We start from the raw sequence: 19,714 nt of genomic DNA, 5'->3' as shown, positions 1-19,714 counted from the left end.
AGAGATCCTGGCACTTTCAGTTGTTTCGTCAAGTTTCGATTGGAGGCGACACGGAAGAAATTACTTGGTCGTAGACTCTTATCAGTCTTTCATATACATGCCTGTAGGTGAAATTGATCTCAATGAATCTACGGCCATTATGGCACATCCTGCTTGTCAGCTCAGGTTCAGTCAGGCAGTAGTGGATGGCTTTTGAGAAAGCAGTTGGATTGTTATAGTCGTTGATGATCAAACCATTGTATCGATGAAGGATTACCTCCGAATTGCCGCCTCTATTAGTGGTGATAACAGGTATACCTGCAGCCATCGCTTCATAGTGGACCCTCGCAAGTGGTTCATTCCATTGGGAGCTGCAAACAAATACATCTCCGCCAAGAAATGCTTCATTTATGAAGTCCGATGGAATGTATTTGGTGAAGATTATTTTTTCTTTAAAGGGCAGAGCCTGTTTGTAGAGAGAATATACATATTTATTCATTCTATTATCACTGAACCACTTGCCGCCTACCACGAGCAAAACAAGGTCCTTGTGTACTTTTAACAGTTGTTCCATTGACTTTATCAGAATATGTGGACCTTTTGTTTTACTTAATCGACCGACAAAGAGGATGACTTTTTTATCTTCCAAATTATATCGTTTACGGAAATTGTTTCGAATTTGCTGCCCTACCATGGTTTGACGTAAGGGGAAAGATTCCAGGTCGACTCCTGAATAAACAACGCTGATTTTCTTTTCTGCTTCTGGAAACCGCTCTACCACCGTCTTTTTTATGAAATTGCTCACCGTAGTGACAGCGCTTAACGTTTCCACTACTTCCGCTCCCTCTTCATCGGAAAGTTTATGGGCTGCAAACATTTCATTATGAAGGCTTAGTACAAATTTACTTTGAGGAGAGGATTGGTGGTAAAGAAGTACGTTTTTTGGACGGTTACAGACATGGATAAGGTCAAAATGATGAAGGGTAAGTTCATTGGCAACATGGTGCCGGTACTCGTTTCTTGGAAAACGAATGTAATGAACCCCATCCACAATTTCCCGATCTGCAAGTTCCTCGTCTGCTACAGAAAATATCGTAAGTTTGTATTTTTCCTTTAAAAATGGGGTGACGCCGTCGATCATCATCTGGATGGCGCCACCTTTAATAGCTGGAGAGGGAAGCTTTTCTGTACAGATGATGGCAAGTTTTATGTCGGATTCGTTTTGTAAATCTCCTGAATATAATGCCATTCTTTTTCTAGCCCTCCTTTTAAGGGTATAGCAGGAGAATATTCGAGTAGTCTCTCTGCTTTTGAAATATCTGCCCATGTATGCTTCGGCTCTCCTTTCAATCTTCCATAAAACGAAAGCAATGCCTTCTTTCCGGTAACTTTTTCTAGGATAGAGATGATATCCAGAATGGAAGAGCGTTCTTTTCCACCTATATTGATGGTCTCCCCGATCACTCCATCAGCTGTCAGCGCGGTTTTAGTAGCGGTTATACAATCATCGATATACGTGAAGTCCCGTGTCTGTAATCCGTCCCCGTATACGGTAATCGGCTGGTTGGTATAGATCTGCCTCATGAAGCGATGAAAAGCCATATCAGGTCGCTGTCTTGGTCCATAGACAGTAAAATAACGCAGCACTACAAGTGGAAGTCCATAACTGTTTTCGTACACTCTGCACAATTGTTCCCCTGTAAGTTTGGTGATTCCATAAGGGGAAAGGGGATTGAGATCAGCATCTTCGGACACTTTTCCCACTTTTTCTCCATAAACGGAGGACGTGGAGATGTATATAAACCGTTTGATATGAAAGTCTTTCACCGATTCCAAAAGCTTTTGAGTGGCAAGGATATTATTGTACATATATGGTGGAAACTCATCACCCCAGCTGGACCGGACACCTGGAATGGCAGAGAGATGATAGATGGCATCCACTCCTTCAAGAAGGTGTTTGAGGTCCGCATCCAATAAATTTTCTTGGATAAAGGAGAATCGTGGATGATCCAACAGGCTTTGTATATTATTCCTTTTATATGAAGGTGGAGTTGGCCCAGTGAATGCATCGACCCCGATAACATGAAAAGAAGGTTCCTTCAACAGCCTTTCACAAAGATGTGAACCAACAAAGCCTGCAGCACCAGTTACAAGAATATTCATCTTCGACCAACTCCTTTATAGACAAGTCCGTTCTGTTCGACTTCATTTTTTTCGACACAGTTTCTGCAGTCCAGAATAAGATTTCCCTTTAGTGACGCTTTGACATGCTTCCAGTCCAATTGGCGTATTTCCGGCCATTCAGTTGCGATAACAATGGCTTCCGAGTCCAAATAGGAGGATTTCAATGTTTTATGCTGGGTAGCTATATGGCGTTTATCATTTGGAAGATGTGCTTTAGGGTCAAACACATGAACATCCGCACCAAGCATGTGAAGTCGGGTACTCAACTCGATGGCGGGTGAATGCCTGATATCATCTGTATGTGGCTTAAAGGCAACACCCAGGACGGTTATCTTTTTATCTTTTAATAGAGATAGATGCTCTTGAAGCTTATTGATATAGGAATCTATTTGTGTATTGTTAATCAATTGCACCGCTTCAAGTATGGGGGTGGACACTGACTTGGCGGAAGCTGAAAAGTTAAGTGAATGAAGATCCTTCGGAAAGCAGGATCCCCCATACCCGATCCCCGCCTGCAGGAATAATGCACCAATTCGAGGGTCAGCCCCCATGCCTCTTGCAACTTCCATAACATCTGCATCATAAGCATCACACACACGTGCTATTTCATTGATGAAGGAAATCTTCGTTGCAAGAAACGCGTTGGATGCATATTTAATCATTTCAGCTCCATTCCAGTTTGTTATTAGAAGGGGAGCATCAAGTTGCTGATAGATTTCTTTTGCGATTGTTGCCGAAATCTTATCACCATCCCCCAATCCAATGACTGTTCTGTCAGGATAGAACATATCATGGATGGCAGATCCCTCCCTCAGGAATTCAGGATTTGAAACTATATTAAATAATGATGCTGAGATTCCTTTTTCAGTGAGGTATTCGTGCATTCTTTTATTTGTGCCAGGAGGAACGGTGCTTTTAATGATGATGGTTTTATACTTTGTTAATGCTGGGGCAAATTGGTCAAATGCCGAGTACATATAGGTCAGATCTGTACTGCCATCCTCTCTGCTTGGGGTTCCCACTGTAACAAATATTACGGTGCAAGTATTTATTGATCCAGCTATATCGGTGGTGAATGAGATTTTCCTTTTATTCTTTTGAAGGAGCTCTTCAAGCTGCGGTTCATAAATGGGGACTATCCCCTGCTTTAGGTCATTTATTTTTTTTTTGTTAACATCTATACAATAAACGGTATGACCGAACTCTGCTAAAACCGCAGTGGTGGTAAGACCTACATAACCTGCTCCGATAATGCAAATTTCCAAGAATGACACTCCCCTCATCACAACTATCACTGTGAATAATCCTTAATATCTTATTATTGGACAATGTTGACTTGTGACGAAAACCCAGCCCAAATGTAAGAATAGAGGAAGAATGGGAACGAAAAGTGGGGAAGACAAGTTTCTTGAACTATTCAATTGAATAGGATAAAAAAAACACAGGATTGAGGGGTTAATTTTGGTAAAAAAAGCGATAATTCCAGCGGCAGGGTATGGTACTCGCAGCTTACCCATCACAAAAGTTCTGCCCAAAGAAATGTTTCCAATCGGTGTTAAACCTGCGATCCATTATGTTGTTGAAGAAGCGATCGAATCAGGTATAGAAGAGATTTTGATGATTGTATCGAGAAAGAAAAATTTGATTGTAGATTATTTTGACCATTCCTTAGAGCTAGAAGCCTTTCTGGAGAGAGAAAAAAAACAGCATCTCATAGATCTGATTCCCATCCCATCCGTACCCATCCATTATGTTCGGCAGCCTTACGCGAAGGGGTTGGGGGATGCGATAAGGTTAGGCAGAACATTTATAGGAAATGAACCTTTTTCAGTATTGCTTCCGGACGATATTATGGTTTCAGAGCAAGAGCCCGCTTTAAAGCAACTCATCGATTCTTATAATGAGACAAAAAAATCCGTGGTAGGCGTGAAAGAGGTGGAAGAGTCTCTCTTGAAGAATTATGGTGTCATCAGTGGAGCGCAAATAAAGCCGGGTCTATACCATTTAGATGGCATCGTTGAGAAGCCGAAAAGCAAAGCACCGTCCAAGCATGCCGTTATAGGGAGATATGTGTTTACTCCCGCGATCTTTACCATGCTTGAAAAAGCCATACCAAAGGAAGGAGAAGAGATTCAGCTGACAGATGCCATCAAGGAGCTAATAGCGGTGGAAGACTGCTATGGAAAGGTTGTTAGAAGTCAGCGATATGATATCGGAAGGACCGAAGAATATGTTGCGTTGATCAATCGGATTCATCAGCTGGAAAAAAGGTCTGACTAATTGCTGCCAGGTTTGTGCCTGGCCTTTGTTTTCCCGGAAAAAGAGACAGGCTTCATGCATACATATAAAAGATGAGTGGAGAATTTGGAGGTGCCAATAGTGAAGAAACAGACAGATAAAATAAAGCATGAGCCATTACTTTATATTCATACCACAACCAATTCGAATGTGGAAGTTGCGATGCAGAGTTCCTTGCTGATAGAGGTGAAGAAAAGGAAAGCAGAGAACGCAGAACGGGGGTTAGAAGAAGGAAAGGCTATGTCCTCCATAAAAAGCGGGAAAAAAGTAGGGGAAGAGAAAAAAAAACTGAAAAAACCGTTTCATAACTTATCGCTCGAGGAAAAGATCCATTATTTGATAGTGCCACCTATGGATTCACAAAAGAAAATGTGCAAAATCATCACAACCGAGCAGGAATATATAGGGAAAGTGGTAGGCTATCATAACGAAATTTTGGCAGTAAATACACCTAATATCCCTGAATCAATCTTTCTGACGCTACAGGAAATCAAGGAAATTCACGTGATCGGTATATAAACAATAAGGCTCTTTTCTTAAAGTTTGTTGCTTTACGCCCGTAAAAAATCGGCACTTGGATTTTTTACAGCATTTCTCTCCATATTATTCAAAGTGATAAAAAATCTACTACACTGAAAAGAGCACGAGGACCAGTAATATAACATGTTTACTTTGAGTACGTCAAAAGCAACAATTTATGCGAAAACAGCCAACAATAAAGAAGGATTTTCCATTAAAATTCAGAAAAAAACCCTAGTAAATTTTAGTTTACTAAGGGTTTATTTTGATACTAGCATGCTTCGCGTCTAATCCTAACGATATGTTTGCAGCAGATATAATCTACAGCTAAATCATGACACTGTCTAAGTTTTGGAACGAGAATGACTATGCCTGATTCTTTATCAAACCAAGAAAGTAGACCACTAACATATTTGCCATCTTTTGTATAAATCTTTACTTCTTGACCGATGAACTTTGTGATGAATTTATCACAAAAACAATCCTGATCATGATTCTTCTTGTGGTCATCCCTACAAGGATCCTTCTTGTGGTCATCCCAACAATGATCCTTCTTGTGGTCATCCCTACAATGATCCTTCTTATTGCAACATGACTTTTTCTTATAGGATGAACTCATATTTATTGCCTCCCTCAAATTTTGATTTAGGAATTTTCTTCCTATAATAATGTATTCTCTGAAGTGTGTATGGAAAGGGCGAATCTTTTAGTACAAGCGCCTTTTTTCTTGTATATTAGTAGTTTTTCTATCTTAATCTTCGTGTTATTTTTGTTATTGCTAGGCAAGGGAGATTTTTATTTTTTCCATTTTCAGGGAGGCTGGTGCTCGTTATTTCGGTTGCTGCTGGAATGGCAGGAATCATTGAAAGGAGCGTAAATCGAATAATCACATGACCAAAAGCTGCCTTATATGAAGGCTGCTTTTGTTTTATTACATAATTTTCATCAGGATAAGAATATTAAAGGATAGAGTATATTATAGGAAGGTGAAAAGATGAAATTTTGGAAAGCATTTTTTGTACTAATTTTATTACTTCAAATACTCAGTGCTTGTGGTGGAGGAGATTTTGAAGAAAGGGTGGAGGATACTGTCACACAGACCTCCACAAAGAAAAAAGAGAAATCCGATAAGGAAAAAATGGCTGAAGAGATTGCAATTGGTTTCAAAGAAGTAAAGGGTGCAGTTGCATTTGATTCAGAGGATGAGCTTCTTGTTGCCTTTCATGTCACCCAATTTCAAAAATTCTTCACGGAAAAAATAGAAGCCAAAGTGAAAAAGGCTTTGGAAAAAGAGTTTCCGGATGAGAATGTGATCGTTTCCCATGATCTGAAGATACGTTTGGAAATAGAACGATTGCGTAAGGACATCAAGGAAAAAAAACTAACCGAGAAAGAAATTAATAAGCGAATCAAAAAAATTGATGATCTTCGAAAAGAGAAGGCTTAGAAAGGGTGGATCCCATTTGAGTAAAAAAAATAGTCAGCCAACACCCGAGCAGAAAGAATACCAGCAATTTGAACAGCAAAGGGAACTAAAAAGACCGGTCTGGAAGAATTGTCTCATCGCCTTTTTGGTTGGAGGAATCTTTTGTATAGTAGGACAGGCCATTCAGCTTTGTTATATCCATTTCTTGAATTTTACAGAAGTTACAGCGGGGAATCCGACGGTTGCTACGATGATTTTCCTCTCTATGCTGTTGACAGGATTTGGTGTCTATGATCGAATTGCCCAATTTGGCGGGGCTGGCAGTGCTGTTCCTGTCACAGGGTTTGGTAATGCTGTAATCTCTGCTTGTATTGAACACCGCACAGAGGGATTTGTTCTAGGAGTAGGTTCCAATATGTTTAAGCTAGCCGGATCTGTGATTCTGTTCGGTGTGTTTTCCGCATTTGTTGTTGCACTAATTAAAACGGTCATCATGCAGATAGGAGGTTTCTGATGCTAAAAGGAAAACAATCTTGGACATTTGCAAATAAGCCGGTTATTCTCTCAGGAGCGGCAGTCGGTGGTCCTTTTGAAGCGAATGGTCTACTTGCCGATGATTTTGATCTATTACACAAGGATCTTTGGCTGGAAGAGGATAGCTATGAAAAGGCGCATAAGGTTCTGCTGGAGGAAGCATGCAACAAGGCGGTGCAAAAAGCCAATATGGAGTTGGAGAATGTGCAATTCATGCTTGCTGGTGACCTGATCAATCAGATGACTCCGACGAACTTTGCAGCTGAAGCTTTGGGTATTCCTTACATAGGTGTATTCGGTGCGTGTTCAACATCGATGGAAGGTCTGGCGCTGGCAAGCTTTCTTGTGAACTATGGAGGAGCGCAGTACTGCCTGACAGGGGCGTCCAGCCATAATACGGCTGTAGAAAAGCAGTTCCGCTACCCGACGGAATATGGCGGACAGAAACCTCCGACAGCACAATGGACGGTAACCGGAGCAGGAGTTGGGCTGATTGGGAATGTAGGGGTAGGACCGCATGTGACAGCTGCAACAATCGGTAAAGTGATAAATATGGGTTTAACGGACCCGTTCAATATGGGTGGCGCCATGGCTCCGGCAGCAGTTGATACATTAAAAGCCCATTTTAAGGACCTTGGAAGAGATCCCTCCTACTATGATTTGATCGTAACTGGGGACCTTGGAGAAATCGGAAGACAGGTATCGATTGATCTCTTGCGTGAGGGTGGATTCTCGATTACTGAACAGCAATATCAGGATGCAGGGTTGTTGATTTATAAAAAAGATCAGCCGGTGCTAGCTGGAGGAAGTGGGGCAGGCTGCTCGGCCACTGTTTTTTATGGGCACCTGTTAAATGAAATGAAGAAAGGAAATATAAAGCGACTTCTGATGGTCGCAACAGGGGCACTTTTATCTCCTCTGTCCTTTCAGCAAAAGGAATCCATTCCTTGTATTGCGCACGCTGTATCAATAGAGATGGGAGGAAATTAGCATGCTGCTATCGTTTTTTTGGGCGTTTGTTGTCGGTGGCCTCATTTGCGTCATTGGTCAAGTCATGTTTGATGTATTCAAGCTTACACCAGGCCATACCTTGAGTGCATTGGTTGTAGCAGGAGCAATTCTTGACGGACTGGGTCTTTATGAACCTTTGATCGCATTTGCAGGTGCAGGAGCGACTGTCCCGATTACTAGCTTTGGGAATTCATTGGTACATGGCGCATTAGAAGAAGCTTCCAAGCACGGGTTGGTTGGCGTTCTCACAGGTATGTTCGAAGTGACAAGTTCCGGTATCTCTGCTGCAATCGTCTTTGGATTCATTGGTGCACTTCTATTCAAGCCGAAAGGATGAAAGGGCTATGAGTGAAAATCTAATCCTTGCCTATAATCTGGCGTCCTTAAGAATGATCAGGAGCAGTCTGCATGTATACGCAATGGAATCAGAGGACGAACTGGCACAGCAGAATTATCATGAATCCATGATGAAGATTGATGATATCATTCATCATATCGATAAGGCAATGAAAAACGGGGAAGTCTAAAAATTTCAAGTGATTATAAAGGAGCTGAGATATGATGCCGGAATGGACAGAGATAGCTGTACGCTCGTTTTCCATCATAATTGGGCTTTTTATCATCACCAAGCTACTTGGAAAAAAGCAACTTTCGAAGCTTTCCTTTTTTGAATATATTGTAGGAATAACAGTAGGGGACATAGCTGGCACCTTGTCGATGGATTCGGAATTGGACGTCACAAACGGGATAACCAGTATATTGATCTGGTCACTTTTTCCGCTGGTCATTTCGCAAATATCTTTAAGGTATAAAGGGTTTCGCGATTTAATTGACGGTCATGCCACAGTATTCGTGGAAAACGGGAAAATCCTGGAGCGCAATTTAAGGAAAGAAAAATACTCCATTGACGAGTTTATGGAGCAACTGAGGAAAAAAGATGTTTTTAACATTGATAATATTGAATTTGCAACGCTTGAGTCAAACGGAGATTTCAGTGTCCTGTTGAAAAAGGAATGCCAGCCAGTGACGTATGGTGATTTATTTTCTAACGTGCCACAAGTGAAAGAACCACAAACAGTGATAATGGATGGCATCATCTTGGATGAACCACTCGCCAAGCTTGGGTTGAATCGAGGCTGGTTAAAAGCTCAATTGGAAAAGCAGGGAGTCATCGTTGAGTCCATATTCCTTGCGCAAGTGAACTCGCAGGGAAACGTATCGTTCGATTTATATGACGACAAAATGAAACCCCACAAAATGAAAGAAAAAAAGCTGGTTCTGTTAACCTTGGAAAAGGGCATTACTGACTTTCAATACCTGGAACAAATAACTTCATCACCTGAGAGAAAAGCTGTTTATACAAATATTGCTGAGAGCTTGAAAGATATCCAAACGAACTTGGCTGAATCATTAAAATCATAACCACACAATAGCCGCCATGGATACATATATTATTCTTGAGGTGAGTCAATTGGGTGACTTTGATTTTGGAGAAGAGCATTTGAAATTTATGTTTGAACGGTGGAAAGTGTTAGAAAATATAAAAGATACACAAAAATCAAGTGAAGCCGGTATTGCTGATGCAGAAGAGTTCATTCAGCAGGCACGATGGTTTGAATCCCGGCTAAACCGTTATATTGGAAACCTGGAGAACTGGATGGAAGGTACAAGCAGTAAAATAAACGACCTGGATTAAAAAGCAGTGGAAGTAACACAAAGTGTTAAATTTTGGTTATTTTCACTTCTTTTTATTTGGCCATTTCTAAATGGTGTTTTTCGTCTCCCATGAACTACTGTTTTGCGATCCAAATTATTCTGAAGATTCTCTGTAAAATAGCCCATACCGAATTATCATAAATACATATATTAATAGGGAATCTTCATTAAGGAGGTGCGAGATTATGGGTTACTATTGTGGCTATCCTTATGGTGTGGGTGGAGCAGGATATCCTGGTTATGGCTACGGCTGTGGCGGCTATGCTGGCGGTACATTCGTTTTGATTGTCGTTCTATTCATTCTTTTAATTATCGTTGGTGCTTCTAAATTCTATTGATAAATAGAAAAGAATGAAAAAAAGCGCGGATATCCGTGCTTTTTTTCATGGATGGCCCTAAATTGAAACTGTATCGAAGTAACAAACCCATTCTTTTACACATACAATGAGGTATATCCGAGAGGAGGATGTATAGTGGAAAACAATTTATTCAAAGGCATAGAGAAGAAAACCGGTGTAAATATGAAGGATGTATTTGAACTCGCAAATTCGATGCAAAATGCAAATTTTAAGGATGAGCAGACAGTACGTAATCTTGTCAGCCGTGTAGCCAGTCTTGCCAATAAAAAGGTACCTAAGGAACTCGAAGATAAAATTGTTAATACATTGATTAATGGAAATAAGCCTGTGGACATGGGAACCATTTCAAAAATGTTAAATGAAAAGAAAAAATAGCAAATAAAAAATCTGGCTCTCCACGAGTGCCAGATTTTTTATAGCTAGACCGTTTCCAAATCGCTCAATACCAAATTCCTGTCTCCATCTTTTACGATATGTGCAGCTGCTTCATGCGCCAGGCGCAAATAGTCTTCCTTCAGTTCCTGCTCGCCGCCTACACTATAGGCACGCGCCATTGCTTCATAAGCAAATGCGAGATCAAAGTCCTGTATCTTATGCTCCAGGCAAATGGCCAAATTGCGTTTTGCATGATACAGGGAAGGCTCTGGGCGTTTCAAAACGGCATATACCCTTGAAATCTGCCATTCTCCGCGAGAAAAATGTACAGGTTCCCCAATTTCATTCCAATGATAGCGGGATGCATGCGCTTTATGTACCATTAAAAAATCTTCCTCTTCCGTACGAGCTTCTTTCTCCATCAAGTCCCATACTTGATTGAAAAGGGTTACGGCAGTTTTACGATGGAATTGTGTCCACTGTTCAACGTCTTGAATTGTTTGTGTCATAATATCCCTCTTCTTTTTAAATAGTCTGTATATTTAAATAGTACCATGTATCGGGTCGTGGCGTTATATTAATTTGGTATTTTTTTCGAATGTAAATTAATGCTCTGTCTTTTTGCAATCTCTTCCTCCAAAAGCTGAATGAAGTGTAAATCTAGATTTTTCTTTCTTGCATTTTCATATGCAAATAATAATGATTCATTTGTCAGTTCCGTAATGACACAATTGGATTTGATGGATTGCATCGATAGATCATTCCCCTTTCTTACCTCGAAAATGGTCTGAATTTTCAGTTCCACTTTGCTCATACGTGGTACATACCCCAAATGGGATGTTATAAACGTTATAAAGCACAAATAGAAAATAAAAAAGCAATCCCAGTGAAAGGGATTGCTCGGTGATTTATAGAATATCTTTAATGAATCGTGACATATAAGCTTTCTTTCCTCTTCTGTTTTCAGGAATGGAAAGATACAATGCATCCTGTGCACGAGTCATTGCAACATAAAGCAATCTGCGCTCTTCTTCAAGCGCCAGGTGTTCTCCATTGCGAAATGCCTCCAAGGAAAAATCATGTGGGAGGCTCCCGTCTACTGCACTTAGAATATATACATGATTATACTCCAAACCTTTTGAACGATGGATGGTCGAAAGATGAATAGCATTGCCGTACTTTTTACTCAGCTTTTTCATCTCATCCGTTTTGGCGATCATATCATCGGCATGCTCCAGGAAAGCGGAAATGGAATTGAATTTCTTTGCCACAACCTTTAGATCACGAATATCATCCGAGCCTTTCTCTAGGGCATTGCCTTCGTTCCCACGTTTCTTGATATAGTCATCAAAGCCCATGTCCTTTTCAATCATTTCAAGTGCCACAAGAGGAGTCACCGTTTTCAAAGTGGAAAACAGTGGTACGATCCTTTTGATTTTCTTTAGTTGAAATGGCTGGAGATTAGATAATTTACTCATTGTTTTTACCAGACTGCAATCCTCAAGAATGCTTAATGCTTTTGCATCCTGAAGGCTTGATTGCCTTAAGAATAGGGAAGGCAGTATATCAGAAAATGCATGTACATCGTTCGGATCCCGGCTTAGACGGAGAAAACCGAGGATAGCTTTGACAATTCGCCGCTTATAGAAGCTTTCATAATCCTGATCCAATGTAAATGGAAGGCCTGACTGGGAAAGGCGCTCGAAAATCGCTCTCGCTGCACTATGTGTTCGATACAATACCGCAAAATCACGTGGCTGTTTTCCCTTTTCGATTTGCTCCTTCATATCCTGTACAATCAAGGTTGCTTCTTCTTCTTCATCATAAGGAAAGAACAGCACAGGCCAGGTCTGATTGTCATATTGAGCAACCATTCTTTTTTGCTTGCGGCTTTTATTCTTTTGGATAACCAGGTTGGCCGCTGAAACGATGCTGTGGGCGGAGCGGTAATTTTGAGATAGAGTGACCACTTTGGTGTTCGGGAAATCAAGGTGATAATTCAGGATGAAGTCTGGATTACTACCTCTAAAAGCATAAATGCTTTGATCATCATCCCCAACTGCACAGATGTTTCCTTCAGGGGCGAGAAGCTTGATGGTTTCATATTGTACTTTGTTGATGTCCTGGAATTCATCAATCAAAAAATAGCGGAAGCGTTCCTGATATCTGGTCAAAAGTGCCGGATTCTCCAATAATAGCTCATAGCAGCCGATAAGCATATCATCAAAGTCAAACAACTGCTTCTCTTTTTTCCAATCCTCATAATCGTTGTACAAGCTAGCTATTTGTTCTTCAACCTTATTGCTTGGTGTAATCATTTTCGGTGTCAGCATATTGTTTTTCCAAAATCCAATCTGCTGAATAGCCTGATCAAAGGGAAAATCCTTTTCATCGAGTCCGATTTTCCTCCCCGCTGATTTCAGAAACTGTTCCTTTTGCCAGTCCCACTTGATGAGGTTATCCCCATTCCAGCGAGCGGGGTGATGATGGGCCAGCATTTTATAGAAGATACTATGAAAGGTACCTGCAACAAGGCTGGAAAAAACCCTTGCATGCTGATCTTCATACATCTGCAATCTTTCTTTCATTTCGTTCGCGGCTTTTGCTGTAAATGTAATCAGCATAATGGAGCGGGGATCTATCCCTTTTTCATGCACCATATAGGCCACTCGGGTTGTAAGGACGCGAGTTTTACCGCTACCTGCCCCTGCAAGAACAAGAAGCGGTCCATCAATGGAGGAAGCCGCTTCCTGTTGTGCAGAATCAAGGAAAATATTTTTCTTCTCAATTTGGTGGAAAAACCCACCTAAAGTAGAAAGGGGAGTCGAATTTTCTTTAATAAAGATAGGTAGCTTGGAAAGTAGCTTAGGATTTTTCCATTTTACTTGTTTGACAGTATCTATGCCTGAGTCGGTCGCTATTGATCTGGACATCGGTAAACGGAATCCATTACGCTCCACATAGACTTCTTCTCGGGTATTGGTGGGCGGTACTGTCTCCAGTTCTTCTATTGGCATTTCATGGACAATGGATGTATGTATATGGTGGAAATGAGGTTCTTTGTGAAGACCGAGATAGAGTTTAACGCTTTCTCCACAAACCGTACATTGGAGCTCGCCTTTAACACCTGCTTCATATATTTCCTGATAGCGTTCTCTCGTCATTTTATCTAAATGTATGGATCGTTTGTTCCAAATGGCAGACTTCATTTGTAAAACTCCTTTAACAGTCAATCCTTCTCATAGTAACACATAATATATCAATAAGACATGAGACAATAATAGTTTGTTAAATTCTAAAAAAGGGAAAAATGAAGAAAGGAGTGATGGATCATGGGCTATGTTTTACCTGTTCAAATGGATGCATATACGCAATATGCGAATCGCTTAAATACAACAAAGGAACAGATCAAATTGGATCCAGTAATAAGACCTGCATTCTATCGTGTTGATTCCCAGTACTCATGGGAGGACATCCAGAAAAACATCAGAACCAACTTATACAAAGGAAAAAAGGACGAAAAAGCTGCTTCACATATTTCTGATCACTTATTGGCGGAATTAACAGGAAAAGGAAGGTATGTAAACGAATCTATATAGTAGGATATTTTTTAAGGGCAGTTTTCGCAGAAATTGTTGCTTTTGACGGATGCAAAATAAACACGTAATTTTACCTATCATCGTGCTCTTTTCAGGTGTAATAGATTATTTGCTTTTTACACAATGCGTAGTTTATCTCGGTAAAAAATCCAAAAGCCGATTTTTTACGGCCATAAGCAACAAACTTTACGAAAAGAGCCTTAAAGGAAGTGCTTGATTTGGATTTTCAATGGATAACAGGTTCAGTTGGTTATTTCCAAGGTGCAGTGAATATTGGATATATCAAAGTTTCCTCTCAAGAGGGTATGCTGGTGGATGCCGGGCTTGACGAACAGGCGATGAAAAAGGTGTTGAGGCACCTTGGAGAGCAAGAGTTGCCTCTAACACATCTATTCATTACACATGCTCACGCGGATCATTACGGAGGGGCCGCCTATCTTCAAGAAAAACAGGCGATACACACATATGCCCCCAATCTGGAATCGGCTATTTTAGAGAACCCGATACTCGAGCCGCTATATTTATTTCATGGAGTTTATCCATTGCCTCATTGGAGAAACAAATTCCTGGAAGGGAAGCCTGTCAGAGTGGATACCATTTTAATGGAAGAGGAGAACCTGAAAGTGGGAGAGGTCAGCCTTCAAACCATTGCTTTGCCAGGTCACAGCTATAATCAGTTTGGAGTTATAGCCGAAGATATCCTTTTTGCGGCAGACGGATACTTTGGGAAAGAATCATTGGACAAACACGGGATTCCTTATATCGTGGATGCATCACGTACTTTGGAGAGTCTGGAGAAAATAAAAAGCCTTCCGTGCAAGGGAGCGATACCCGGACACGGAAGCTATGAAGAGGACTATGTAAAAACGGTCGAAAAAAATATCAGCGTACATAAGGAAATCGGACAATTAGTAGAAGAAAATGTGAGAGCAATCAAAGGCGGAATCACTCTGGAAAACCTTGTGGCAGTCTGCTGCAGCAATAAAGCGGTAGTCATTAAAAATGCACCTTCCTACATGCTTTTTCGAACAGCGGTGTCTGCATACCTTACAAAACTAATCAGTGAACAAAAGGTTGATTTTGCAGTGAAAAATAATCAGTTGGTGGTCGAGTTAGTCTCCAGGTAAGGGATGACATAAAGAGGCATCCCTCTTTCCCATTCAGCAAAAATCAACTCTTGTGGAGTATGGTATCCCATCTTCTTGATTTCTGATAATAGCCATTGCTCTGTAAGATTAATTTCTTTCAAGTTCTCCGATAAAATGCGACCGTCCGTAATGAGTGGGATGGAAAGTGTGATTTCTTTGGCTGGCACATTTAAATCCCTGTTAATAGGGGTTTCATATCCAAACTTTTTAAGAACGCTGACTGTACCGTCGGTTTCCAGAATTGCATATTCCACTTCCCTTAGTGAGAATGCCCCTTTGGAACGGAGAAGATGGCGAAGCTGATCAATATCAAGTTTCGCTTTTTTCAGTTCTTTTTTATTTATCCGGCCTTTATGGATGACAATGGAAGGGCGTCCTTCCAGCCATGCCCTTGTTTTCCCCCACTTTTGCGTAATCATCTCCAATAGATAGATCAGAACTCCCCAGAGAGATAAAGTGAAGAGAATTTTCCCTACCCCAATTTCATTGTCGTATAAACCATTCCCAACCAGTTCTCCCAGGACAAGCGCAGAAATAAAGTCAAATGGGGTAATTTGTGTAATCTGCGTTTTACCAAGAAGCTGGGTCAGGGCAAAGAGAGCGACAAATCCTACAAATAACTCAACGATAATTCGTCCATAATCCATCATAAAATGCCGTCATCCTTCACTTGTTTTCCTCCTAGTAGTGTACACAAGTTAGAGAGAATTATGAAAAAAGGCGAACACCCGATTTGATGGGTATTCGCCTTTTGATATTTAGATTTTTTTCTTCATGGTGACATGAGGTATTCCTGCATCAAGAAAAATATCAGAAACCGTTTGATAGCCGAGCTTGGAGTAAAAGCCTTCTGCATGAGTCTGAGCATTTAATTTCAGGGAAGTGACTCCTTTGGAATGGGCAAATTTTTCAATGAATTTCATGATTTGTCGACCGGAACCTCTGTCGGTGCGGTGGGAAGGAAGTACGCAAATTCTTTCCACCTTACCGATGCCTTCGATTATACGAAAGCGTCCGGCTCCAACTGCCTGATCTTCATCATAAAGGACAAAATGGGCAGCGTCGGCTTCAAAATCATCAATTTCTTCTTCCAGTGGTACTAATTGCTCTTCTACAAAAACGATTTTTCGAACGGAATAAGCATCCTCGAGCTGTTGTTCATTTTCGACTAATTGTACGTGCAAGGTTTAGCAGTCCTTTCCAAAACGAAATGTCTCATACACTGTCCACATGCCATCCTCAAGCTGGTATAGCAAATGGAAGCGATCCACGATTTCTTCATGCTCAATGTCTGTCATTTTCAAAGCGCCAAGAACATCAGAATGTTCATCATCCGATAATTTTTGTCCGATTGTAATATGCGGTACATAGGAAAATTCGCGGTTATCATTGAAATACCCGGTCCCATTGTGCAGCTTTTCATGAAGGGAAATCAACTCTTCATTCGGATTCACTTTTAGATAGATGACATTATTAACCGGAGCAAAGGAGCTAACCTTGTAAATGTTCAAAGGGATTGGAGCGGTTTCTTTTGCAATGGAAGAAAGCTCATCAGTGACAGTTTTCATGTCGTTTTCATCAATTTCAAACGCAGTTTTCAATGTGACATGTGGCGGAATTAACGCATAATGCGCATCATAGCGTTTACGATAAGAATTTGCAAAGTCCTGTAGTTTTTTTGTTGGAAAAATAGCGATTCCATATTTCATCCAATATCCCTCCTACTTATGTATTCGTTTATTAGAAAAATGAATATTTCTTTTCCTTATTTTATCGTAATCTTACGTAAATAGATAGAAAAGAATTCTGATAGTTATGAAAGCATTTTTGGCAATGCTTGTCTCAGATCTGGCTGCCAATAAGTCCAGGTATGCGTCCCTTCGAACTCCTCATAGAATACGGTGAAGTTCTTTTCCTTCATTCGTTCATGAAGCGTACGGTTTGGGGTGATAAAATCTTTCTTCTTGCCATCGGTGGTAGGCACTTCCGTTTCTTTTGTTCCAACTACATGATACAAGGTCAGTACGGAAGTCTGATGGAAATCCTCGACCTTGTTCAGTACTGCTTCATCTACATAGGGTGACTGCATGATGACTTTACCAAATGTATGTGGATAGGAAAGAGCAGTCATGAGTGAAACAGTAGCACCTAAAGAATCTCCGATTAACGCTCGTCCCATCCCCATTTGATAAGTCGGATATTCGCGATCGATAAACGGTGTCAGTTCGTGGGCAAGGAAACGGATATACGCGCTCTGCTTGCTGCCCTCCGGATGATACTTATCTCTTCGATCCTTCACACTCCTATATGGTATCCCTATGATAATGGTGTTTTGAATTTCTTTATTTTCTAAAAGCTGATCAGCAATCGTTCCTATTCTGCCCAATGTGAAGTAGTCTTTTCCGTCCTGGGCGATAAGGACATTGTATTTATAGAGCGGCGAATAGTTCGCAGGTGTGTAAACCATTAAGGTCATTTCTTCTTGCAGTTCATTGCTGTATAGTTTCAGTTCTTCGATTTTTCCTGATTCATTTTTCATCAAAATAGCCTCCTATGATGTCTTATTCCACTCTGGTAAGCGCTTTAGTCATAATCATATCATATCTTCGTTAAAAAGTAGGAATCTTGCGCACATGACTTTACATAAGTGCAAACCTGAAAAAATAAAAGTGTGTGTTCTGTTTGAATACCTGTTGATTTCCGTTCCAGGTGGCAGCGATCGCAGGGCGGTGCTTGAGCCTCCTCGGCTTTGCCTGCGGTATCTCCCGCAGGACAAGGAAGGCTGCGGCAGCGATACATCGCACGAAGAAAATGCTTGCATTTTCGAGGAGTCACACACCTTGCACTCCAATCAACAGGGTGGGCAGGTGACACATAACGTCTACACAATATTTTCACAGCCTACTTGAAAAAAGATAAAAATAATTTGATTTTTTGCTGTCAATATATTGACGAAAAATTCATACGTTATATAATAGTTCTTATTCCTATTATTCCGATTAAACTTATAAGGATTAAACAGAAGCAGGTGATACTTATGTTTTTACAAGTTTCCGATATAACGAAGCAATATGTACAGAACAATGTGCAAAATACCGTCCTTTCCTCCATTAATGTGGATATAGAAGAGGGGGAATTTGTCTCCATATTAGGGCCATCAGGCTGTGGTAAATCCACCTTGCTTTCCATGGTTGCTGGTTTGCTGAAGCCGACCAGCGGTGAAATCCGATTACATAACTCGGTAATTACAAAGCCTGGTAAGGATAGAGGTATGGTGTTCCAACAAGCAGCCCTGTTCCCGTGGATGACGGTCGAGGAAAATGTACTTTTTGCCATCAGAGACTTGAAGAATAAAGAAGAACGATTGCAGCGAGCCAATCATTATTTGAAAATGGTCCAGCTTGGAAGCAACCTCACACAGTACCCTCACGAACTTTCCGGCGGAATGCAGCAAAGAGTATCCATTGCACGTGCCCTCGCCATGGACCCCGCCGTATTACTGATGGATGAACCTTTTGGCGCCCTGGATGAACAAACAAGATTGCGATTACAGCAGGAGTTGGAAAACATCTGGCTTCAAACCAAAAAGACGGTTCTATTTGTGACTCACAGCATACATGAATCCATCAAGCTTTCTGACAGAATCCTTGTCATGGGAACAAGACCTGGAACGATTATAGCAGATATAAAAGTAGGTATGCCACGTCCGAGAATCAGAATCAGCGAAGAGGTTGCCGAACTGGAGCTTGTAATCAGCAGAATGCTTGAAAAAGAGATAGATAAAGTCGTGAAAGAGGAGTTAAAGCAATGAAACCAGGAGTTAAGCGCCTCATATTTTTTGCGACCCTATTTATTGTCTGGGAACTTGTAGTGAGAATGATCGGCTGGTCACCGGATCTCATGCCAAAGCCGACCGATGTTGCAGATGCACTAATATCTGGATTTGCCGATAAAACATTGATCTATGACTTATTGGCAAGCTTTAAACGATTGACTGTAGGCCTTGCAATCGCCTTGGTTATTGGAACACTGCTGGGCATTTGGCTTGCGAAATCCAAAACGGCGGATGAAACGCTCGGGACGCTCGTGCTAGCACTGCAAAGTGTACCAAGCATTGTATGGCTGCCACTTGCCATCATCTGGTTCGGTTTTAATGAAACAGCCATCATTTTTATTGTCACACTGGGTGGTACTTTGGTGATGACGATTAATATGAGAATGGGAATAAAAAGTGTCCCGCCACTATATATAAAAGCCGCTTCCACAATGGGAGCATCAGGCATTGAAATGTTCTGGAAAATCATCCTGCCCGCGTCAGTCCCATATGCGGTGACTGGAGCACGACTCGCCTGGGCATTCGCTTGGAGAGCATTGATGGCTGCAGAGCTTCTTAGTATGGGGCCAGGGCTTGGCTACACGTTGAAATATGCAGCAGACTTCGGACAGATGAGCCTTGTGTTTGGAGTCATCATCATTATTTGTGTCATCGGTTCGGTTGTTGATTTAGTCATCTTCCAGCGTTTCGAGAAAAATGTCATTCGCCGCTGGGGCTTGGATTCATAAAAA

Annotated in this window: 27 protein-coding genes; 17 read left to right on the top strand and 10 right to left on the bottom strand. The window is 41.1% G+C overall.

Annotated elements, in window-relative coordinates; translation table 11 throughout:
* Positions 1–28: 28 nt before the first annotated feature.
* The 3 genes from ABN702_RS13090 to ABN702_RS13080 are packed head-to-tail and all read right to left on the bottom strand — an operon-like array spanning position 29 to position 3,428.
* Positions 29–1,228, bottom strand: a complete 1,200-nt coding sequence (locus ABN702_RS13090) for a glycosyltransferase family 4 protein (RefSeq protein WP_417897280.1) — start codon at positions 1,226–1,228, stop codon at positions 29–31.
* Complete coding sequence (locus tag ABN702_RS13085) at positions 1,186–2,142, bottom strand: NAD-dependent epimerase/dehydratase family protein (protein ID WP_417897279.1); 957 nt, start codon at positions 2,140–2,142, stop codon at positions 1,186–1,188. The genes ABN702_RS13090 and ABN702_RS13085 overlap by 43 nt, the downstream gene beginning before the upstream one ends.
* A complete protein-coding gene (locus ABN702_RS13080; protein ID WP_417897278.1) occupies positions 2,139–3,428 on the bottom strand; it encodes a UDP-glucose dehydrogenase family protein in 1,290 nt (429 codons plus the stop codon). The genes ABN702_RS13085 and ABN702_RS13080 overlap by 4 nt, the downstream gene beginning before the upstream one ends.
* A 196-nt stretch (positions 3,429–3,624) precedes the next feature.
* On the opposite strand from ABN702_RS13080, the gene ABN702_RS13075 reads away from it, so the two are divergent.
* From ABN702_RS13075 to ABN702_RS13020, 12 genes are all read left to right on the top strand, one after another.
* The gene (locus tag ABN702_RS13075) at positions 3,625–4,443 is read left to right on the top strand and encodes a UTP--glucose-1-phosphate uridylyltransferase (protein ID WP_417897277.1); all 819 of its coding nucleotides are present in this window, start codon (positions 3,625–3,627) and stop codon (positions 4,441–4,443) included.
* A 99-nt stretch (positions 4,444–4,542) separates the two neighbouring features.
* Complete coding sequence (locus ABN702_RS13070) at positions 4,543–4,980, top strand: CotO family spore coat protein (RefSeq protein WP_417897276.1); 438 nt, start codon at positions 4,543–4,545, stop codon at positions 4,978–4,980.
* Between the two features lie 442 nt (positions 4,981–5,422).
* Positions 5,423–5,575, top strand: coding sequence for a hypothetical protein (locus ABN702_RS13065; RefSeq protein ID WP_417897275.1), 153 nt, complete (start codon positions 5,423–5,425; stop codon positions 5,573–5,575).
* A gap of 399 nt (positions 5,576–5,974) precedes the next feature.
* On the top strand, positions 5,975–6,427 hold the full coding sequence (locus ABN702_RS13060; RefSeq protein WP_417897274.1) for a YhcN/YlaJ family sporulation lipoprotein: 453 nt from the start codon (positions 5,975–5,977) through the stop codon (positions 6,425–6,427).
* 16 nt (positions 6,428–6,443) lie between these two features.
* A complete protein-coding gene (gene spoVAC, locus ABN702_RS13055; RefSeq protein WP_386641789.1) occupies positions 6,444–6,920 on the top strand; it encodes a stage V sporulation protein AC in 477 nt (158 codons plus the stop codon).
* Complete coding sequence (spoVAD, locus tag ABN702_RS13050) at positions 6,920–7,930, top strand: stage V sporulation protein AD (protein ID WP_417897273.1); 1,011 nt, start codon at positions 6,920–6,922, stop codon at positions 7,928–7,930. The genes spoVAC and spoVAD overlap by 1 nt, the downstream gene beginning before the upstream one ends.
* Before the next feature lies 1 nt (position 7,931).
* Positions 7,932–8,288 carry a stage V sporulation protein AE gene (spoVAE, locus tag ABN702_RS13045; protein WP_386641795.1) on the top strand — a complete coding sequence of 119 codons (357 nt, stop codon included), beginning with the start codon at positions 7,932–7,934 and terminating at the stop codon, positions 8,286–8,288.
* A 7-nt stretch (positions 8,289–8,295) separates the two neighbouring features.
* A complete protein-coding gene (locus tag ABN702_RS13040; RefSeq protein WP_417897272.1) occupies positions 8,296–8,478 on the top strand; it encodes a DUF1657 domain-containing protein in 183 nt (60 codons plus the stop codon).
* Positions 8,479–8,512: 34 nt separating this feature from the next.
* Complete coding sequence (locus ABN702_RS13035) at positions 8,513–9,373, top strand: DUF421 domain-containing protein (protein ID WP_417900898.1); 861 nt, start codon at positions 8,513–8,515, stop codon at positions 9,371–9,373.
* Between the two features lie 79 nt (positions 9,374–9,452).
* Positions 9,453–9,647: a hypothetical protein gene (locus ABN702_RS13030; RefSeq protein ID WP_417897271.1), complete on the top strand. Its 195-nt coding sequence runs from the start codon at positions 9,453–9,455 to the stop codon at positions 9,645–9,647.
* 205 nt (positions 9,648–9,852) lie between these two features.
* Entirely contained in the window at positions 9,853–10,005 is a 153-nt protein-coding gene (locus ABN702_RS13025) for a YjcZ family sporulation protein (protein WP_417897270.1), read from the top strand.
* A 135-nt stretch (positions 10,006–10,140) separates the two neighbouring features.
* Positions 10,141–10,401, top strand: coding sequence for a stage VI sporulation protein F (locus ABN702_RS13020; protein ID WP_417897269.1), 261 nt, complete (start codon positions 10,141–10,143; stop codon positions 10,399–10,401).
* A 44-nt stretch (positions 10,402–10,445) separates the two neighbouring features.
* Here ABN702_RS13020 and ABN702_RS13015 read toward each other — a convergent pair whose 3' ends face one another.
* The 3 genes from ABN702_RS13015 to ABN702_RS13005 form a co-directional block, all read right to left on the bottom strand.
* Positions 10,446–10,910, bottom strand: coding sequence for a hypothetical protein (locus tag ABN702_RS13015; protein ID WP_417897268.1), 465 nt, complete (start codon positions 10,908–10,910; stop codon positions 10,446–10,448).
* Between the two features lie 68 nt (positions 10,911–10,978).
* Positions 10,979–11,215: a sporulation histidine kinase inhibitor Sda gene (gene sda / locus ABN702_RS13010; RefSeq protein ID WP_417897267.1), complete on the bottom strand. Its 237-nt coding sequence runs from the start codon at positions 11,213–11,215 to the stop codon at positions 10,979–10,981.
* A gap of 94 nt (positions 11,216–11,309) precedes the next feature.
* Complete coding sequence (locus ABN702_RS13005) at positions 11,310–13,610, bottom strand: UvrD-helicase domain-containing protein (RefSeq protein WP_417897266.1); 2,301 nt, start codon at positions 13,608–13,610, stop codon at positions 11,310–11,312.
* A gap of 123 nt (positions 13,611–13,733) precedes the next feature.
* On the opposite strand from ABN702_RS13005, the gene ABN702_RS13000 reads away from it, so the two are divergent.
* Together ABN702_RS13000 and ABN702_RS12995 are read left to right on the top strand one after the other, a co-directional pair.
* Positions 13,734–14,000 carry a hypothetical protein gene (locus ABN702_RS13000; protein WP_417897265.1) on the top strand — a complete coding sequence of 89 codons (267 nt, stop codon included), beginning with the start codon at positions 13,734–13,736 and terminating at the stop codon, positions 13,998–14,000.
* 218 nt (positions 14,001–14,218) lie between these two features.
* Positions 14,219–15,127 carry an MBL fold metallo-hydrolase gene (locus tag ABN702_RS12995; RefSeq protein WP_417897264.1) on the top strand — a complete coding sequence of 303 codons (909 nt, stop codon included), beginning with the start codon at positions 14,219–14,221 and terminating at the stop codon, positions 15,125–15,127.
* Here the strand turns inward: ABN702_RS12995 and ABN702_RS12990 are convergent.
* The 4 genes from ABN702_RS12990 to ABN702_RS12975 all read right to left on the bottom strand — a co-directional run bounded on the left by ABN702_RS12990 (position 15,097) and on the right by ABN702_RS12975 (position 17,687).
* A complete protein-coding gene (locus ABN702_RS12990) occupies positions 15,097–15,798 on the bottom strand; it encodes a DUF421 domain-containing protein (RefSeq protein WP_417897263.1) in 702 nt (233 codons plus the stop codon). The two genes, ABN702_RS12995 and ABN702_RS12990, sit on opposite strands and share 31 nt — an antisense overlap.
* 108 nt (positions 15,799–15,906) lie before the next feature.
* The gene (locus ABN702_RS12985; RefSeq protein ID WP_417897262.1) at positions 15,907–16,332 is read right to left on the bottom strand and encodes a GNAT family N-acetyltransferase; all 426 of its coding nucleotides are present in this window, start codon (positions 16,330–16,332) and stop codon (positions 15,907–15,909) included.
* A 3-nt stretch (positions 16,333–16,335) separates the two neighbouring features.
* Complete coding sequence (locus ABN702_RS12980) at positions 16,336–16,857, bottom strand: YjcG family protein (protein ID WP_417897261.1); 522 nt, start codon at positions 16,855–16,857, stop codon at positions 16,336–16,338.
* Between the two features lie 104 nt (positions 16,858–16,961).
* Positions 16,962–17,687: an alpha/beta hydrolase gene (locus tag ABN702_RS12975; protein WP_417897260.1), complete on the bottom strand. Its 726-nt coding sequence runs from the start codon at positions 17,685–17,687 to the stop codon at positions 16,962–16,964.
* 94 nt (positions 17,688–17,781) lie between these two features.
* Between ABN702_RS12975 and ABN702_RS12970 the strand changes: the two genes are divergently transcribed.
* The 3 genes from ABN702_RS12970 (at position 17,782) to ABN702_RS12960 (ending at position 19,711) form a co-directional block, all read left to right on the top strand.
* The gene (locus ABN702_RS12970) at positions 17,782–18,057 is read left to right on the top strand and encodes a hypothetical protein (RefSeq protein WP_417897259.1); all 276 of its coding nucleotides are present in this window, start codon (positions 17,782–17,784) and stop codon (positions 18,055–18,057) included.
* Positions 18,058–18,185: 128 nt separating this feature from the next.
* A complete protein-coding gene (locus tag ABN702_RS12965) occupies positions 18,186–18,959 on the top strand; it encodes an ABC transporter ATP-binding protein (protein WP_417897258.1) in 774 nt (257 codons plus the stop codon).
* Entirely contained in the window at positions 18,956–19,711 is a 756-nt protein-coding gene (locus ABN702_RS12960) for an ABC transporter permease (RefSeq protein WP_417897257.1), read from the top strand. Before ABN702_RS12965 ends, ABN702_RS12960 begins: the two co-directional genes overlap by 4 nt.
* The last annotated feature ends 3 nt before the right edge of the window (positions 19,712–19,714 follow it).

Source organism: Bacillus haimaensis, from assembly GCF_048270625.1.
GTDB classification, from domain to species: domain Bacteria; phylum Bacillota; class Bacilli; order Bacillales; family Bacillaceae_I; genus Sutcliffiella_A; species Sutcliffiella_A haimaensis.
This window is presented reverse-complemented; position numbering and strand designations above follow the sequence as displayed.

Bases quoted from the DNA above. Each gene is read 5' to 3' on its own strand.
- ABN702_RS13090 (WP_417897280.1), bottom strand. From the start codon at position 1,228: ATGGCATTATATTCAGGAGATTTACAAAACGAATCCGACATAAAACTT.
- ABN702_RS13085 (WP_417897279.1), bottom strand. From the start codon at position 2,142: ATGAATATTCTTGTAACTGGTGCTGCAGGCTTTGTTGGTTCACATCTT.
- ABN702_RS13060 (WP_417897274.1), top strand. From the start codon at position 5,975: ATGAAATTTTGGAAAGCATTTTTTGTACTAATTTTATTACTTCAAATA.
- spoVAD (WP_417897273.1), top strand. From the start codon at position 6,920: ATGCTAAAAGGAAAACAATCTTGGACATTTGCAAATAAGCCGGTTATT.
- spoVAE (WP_386641795.1), top strand. From the start codon at position 7,932: ATGCTGCTATCGTTTTTTTGGGCGTTTGTTGTCGGTGGCCTCATTTGC.
- ABN702_RS13040 (WP_417897272.1), top strand. From the start codon at position 8,296: ATGAGTGAAAATCTAATCCTTGCCTATAATCTGGCGTCCTTAAGAATG.
- ABN702_RS13035 (WP_417900898.1), top strand. From the start codon at position 8,513: ATGCCGGAATGGACAGAGATAGCTGTACGCTCGTTTTCCATCATAATT.
- ABN702_RS13025 (WP_417897270.1), top strand. From the start codon at position 9,853: ATGGGTTACTATTGTGGCTATCCTTATGGTGTGGGTGGAGCAGGATAT.
- ABN702_RS13015 (WP_417897268.1), bottom strand. From the start codon at position 10,910: ATGACACAAACAATTCAAGACGTTGAACAGTGGACACAATTCCATCGT.
- sda (WP_417897267.1), bottom strand. From the start codon at position 11,215: ATGAGCAAAGTGGAACTGAAAATTCAGACCATTTTCGAGGTAAGAAAG.
- ABN702_RS13005 (WP_417897266.1), bottom strand. From the start codon at position 13,610: ATGAAGTCTGCCATTTGGAACAAACGATCCATACATTTAGATAAAATG.
- ABN702_RS13000 (WP_417897265.1), top strand. From the start codon at position 13,734: ATGGGCTATGTTTTACCTGTTCAAATGGATGCATATACGCAATATGCG.
- ABN702_RS12990 (WP_417897263.1), bottom strand. From the start codon at position 15,798: ATGATGGATTATGGACGAATTATCGTTGAGTTATTTGTAGGATTTGTC.
- ABN702_RS12980 (WP_417897261.1), bottom strand. From the start codon at position 16,857: ATGAAATATGGAATCGCTATTTTTCCAACAAAAAAACTACAGGACTTT.
- ABN702_RS12975 (WP_417897260.1), bottom strand. From the start codon at position 17,687: ATGAAAAATGAATCAGGAAAAATCGAAGAACTGAAACTATACAGCAAT.
- ABN702_RS12970 (WP_417897259.1), top strand. From the start codon at position 17,782: ATGACTTTACATAAGTGCAAACCTGAAAAAATAAAAGTGTGTGTTCTG.
- ABN702_RS12965 (WP_417897258.1), top strand. From the start codon at position 18,186: ATGTTTTTACAAGTTTCCGATATAACGAAGCAATATGTACAGAACAAT.
- ABN702_RS12960 (WP_417897257.1), top strand. From the start codon at position 18,956: ATGAAACCAGGAGTTAAGCGCCTCATATTTTTTGCGACCCTATTTATT.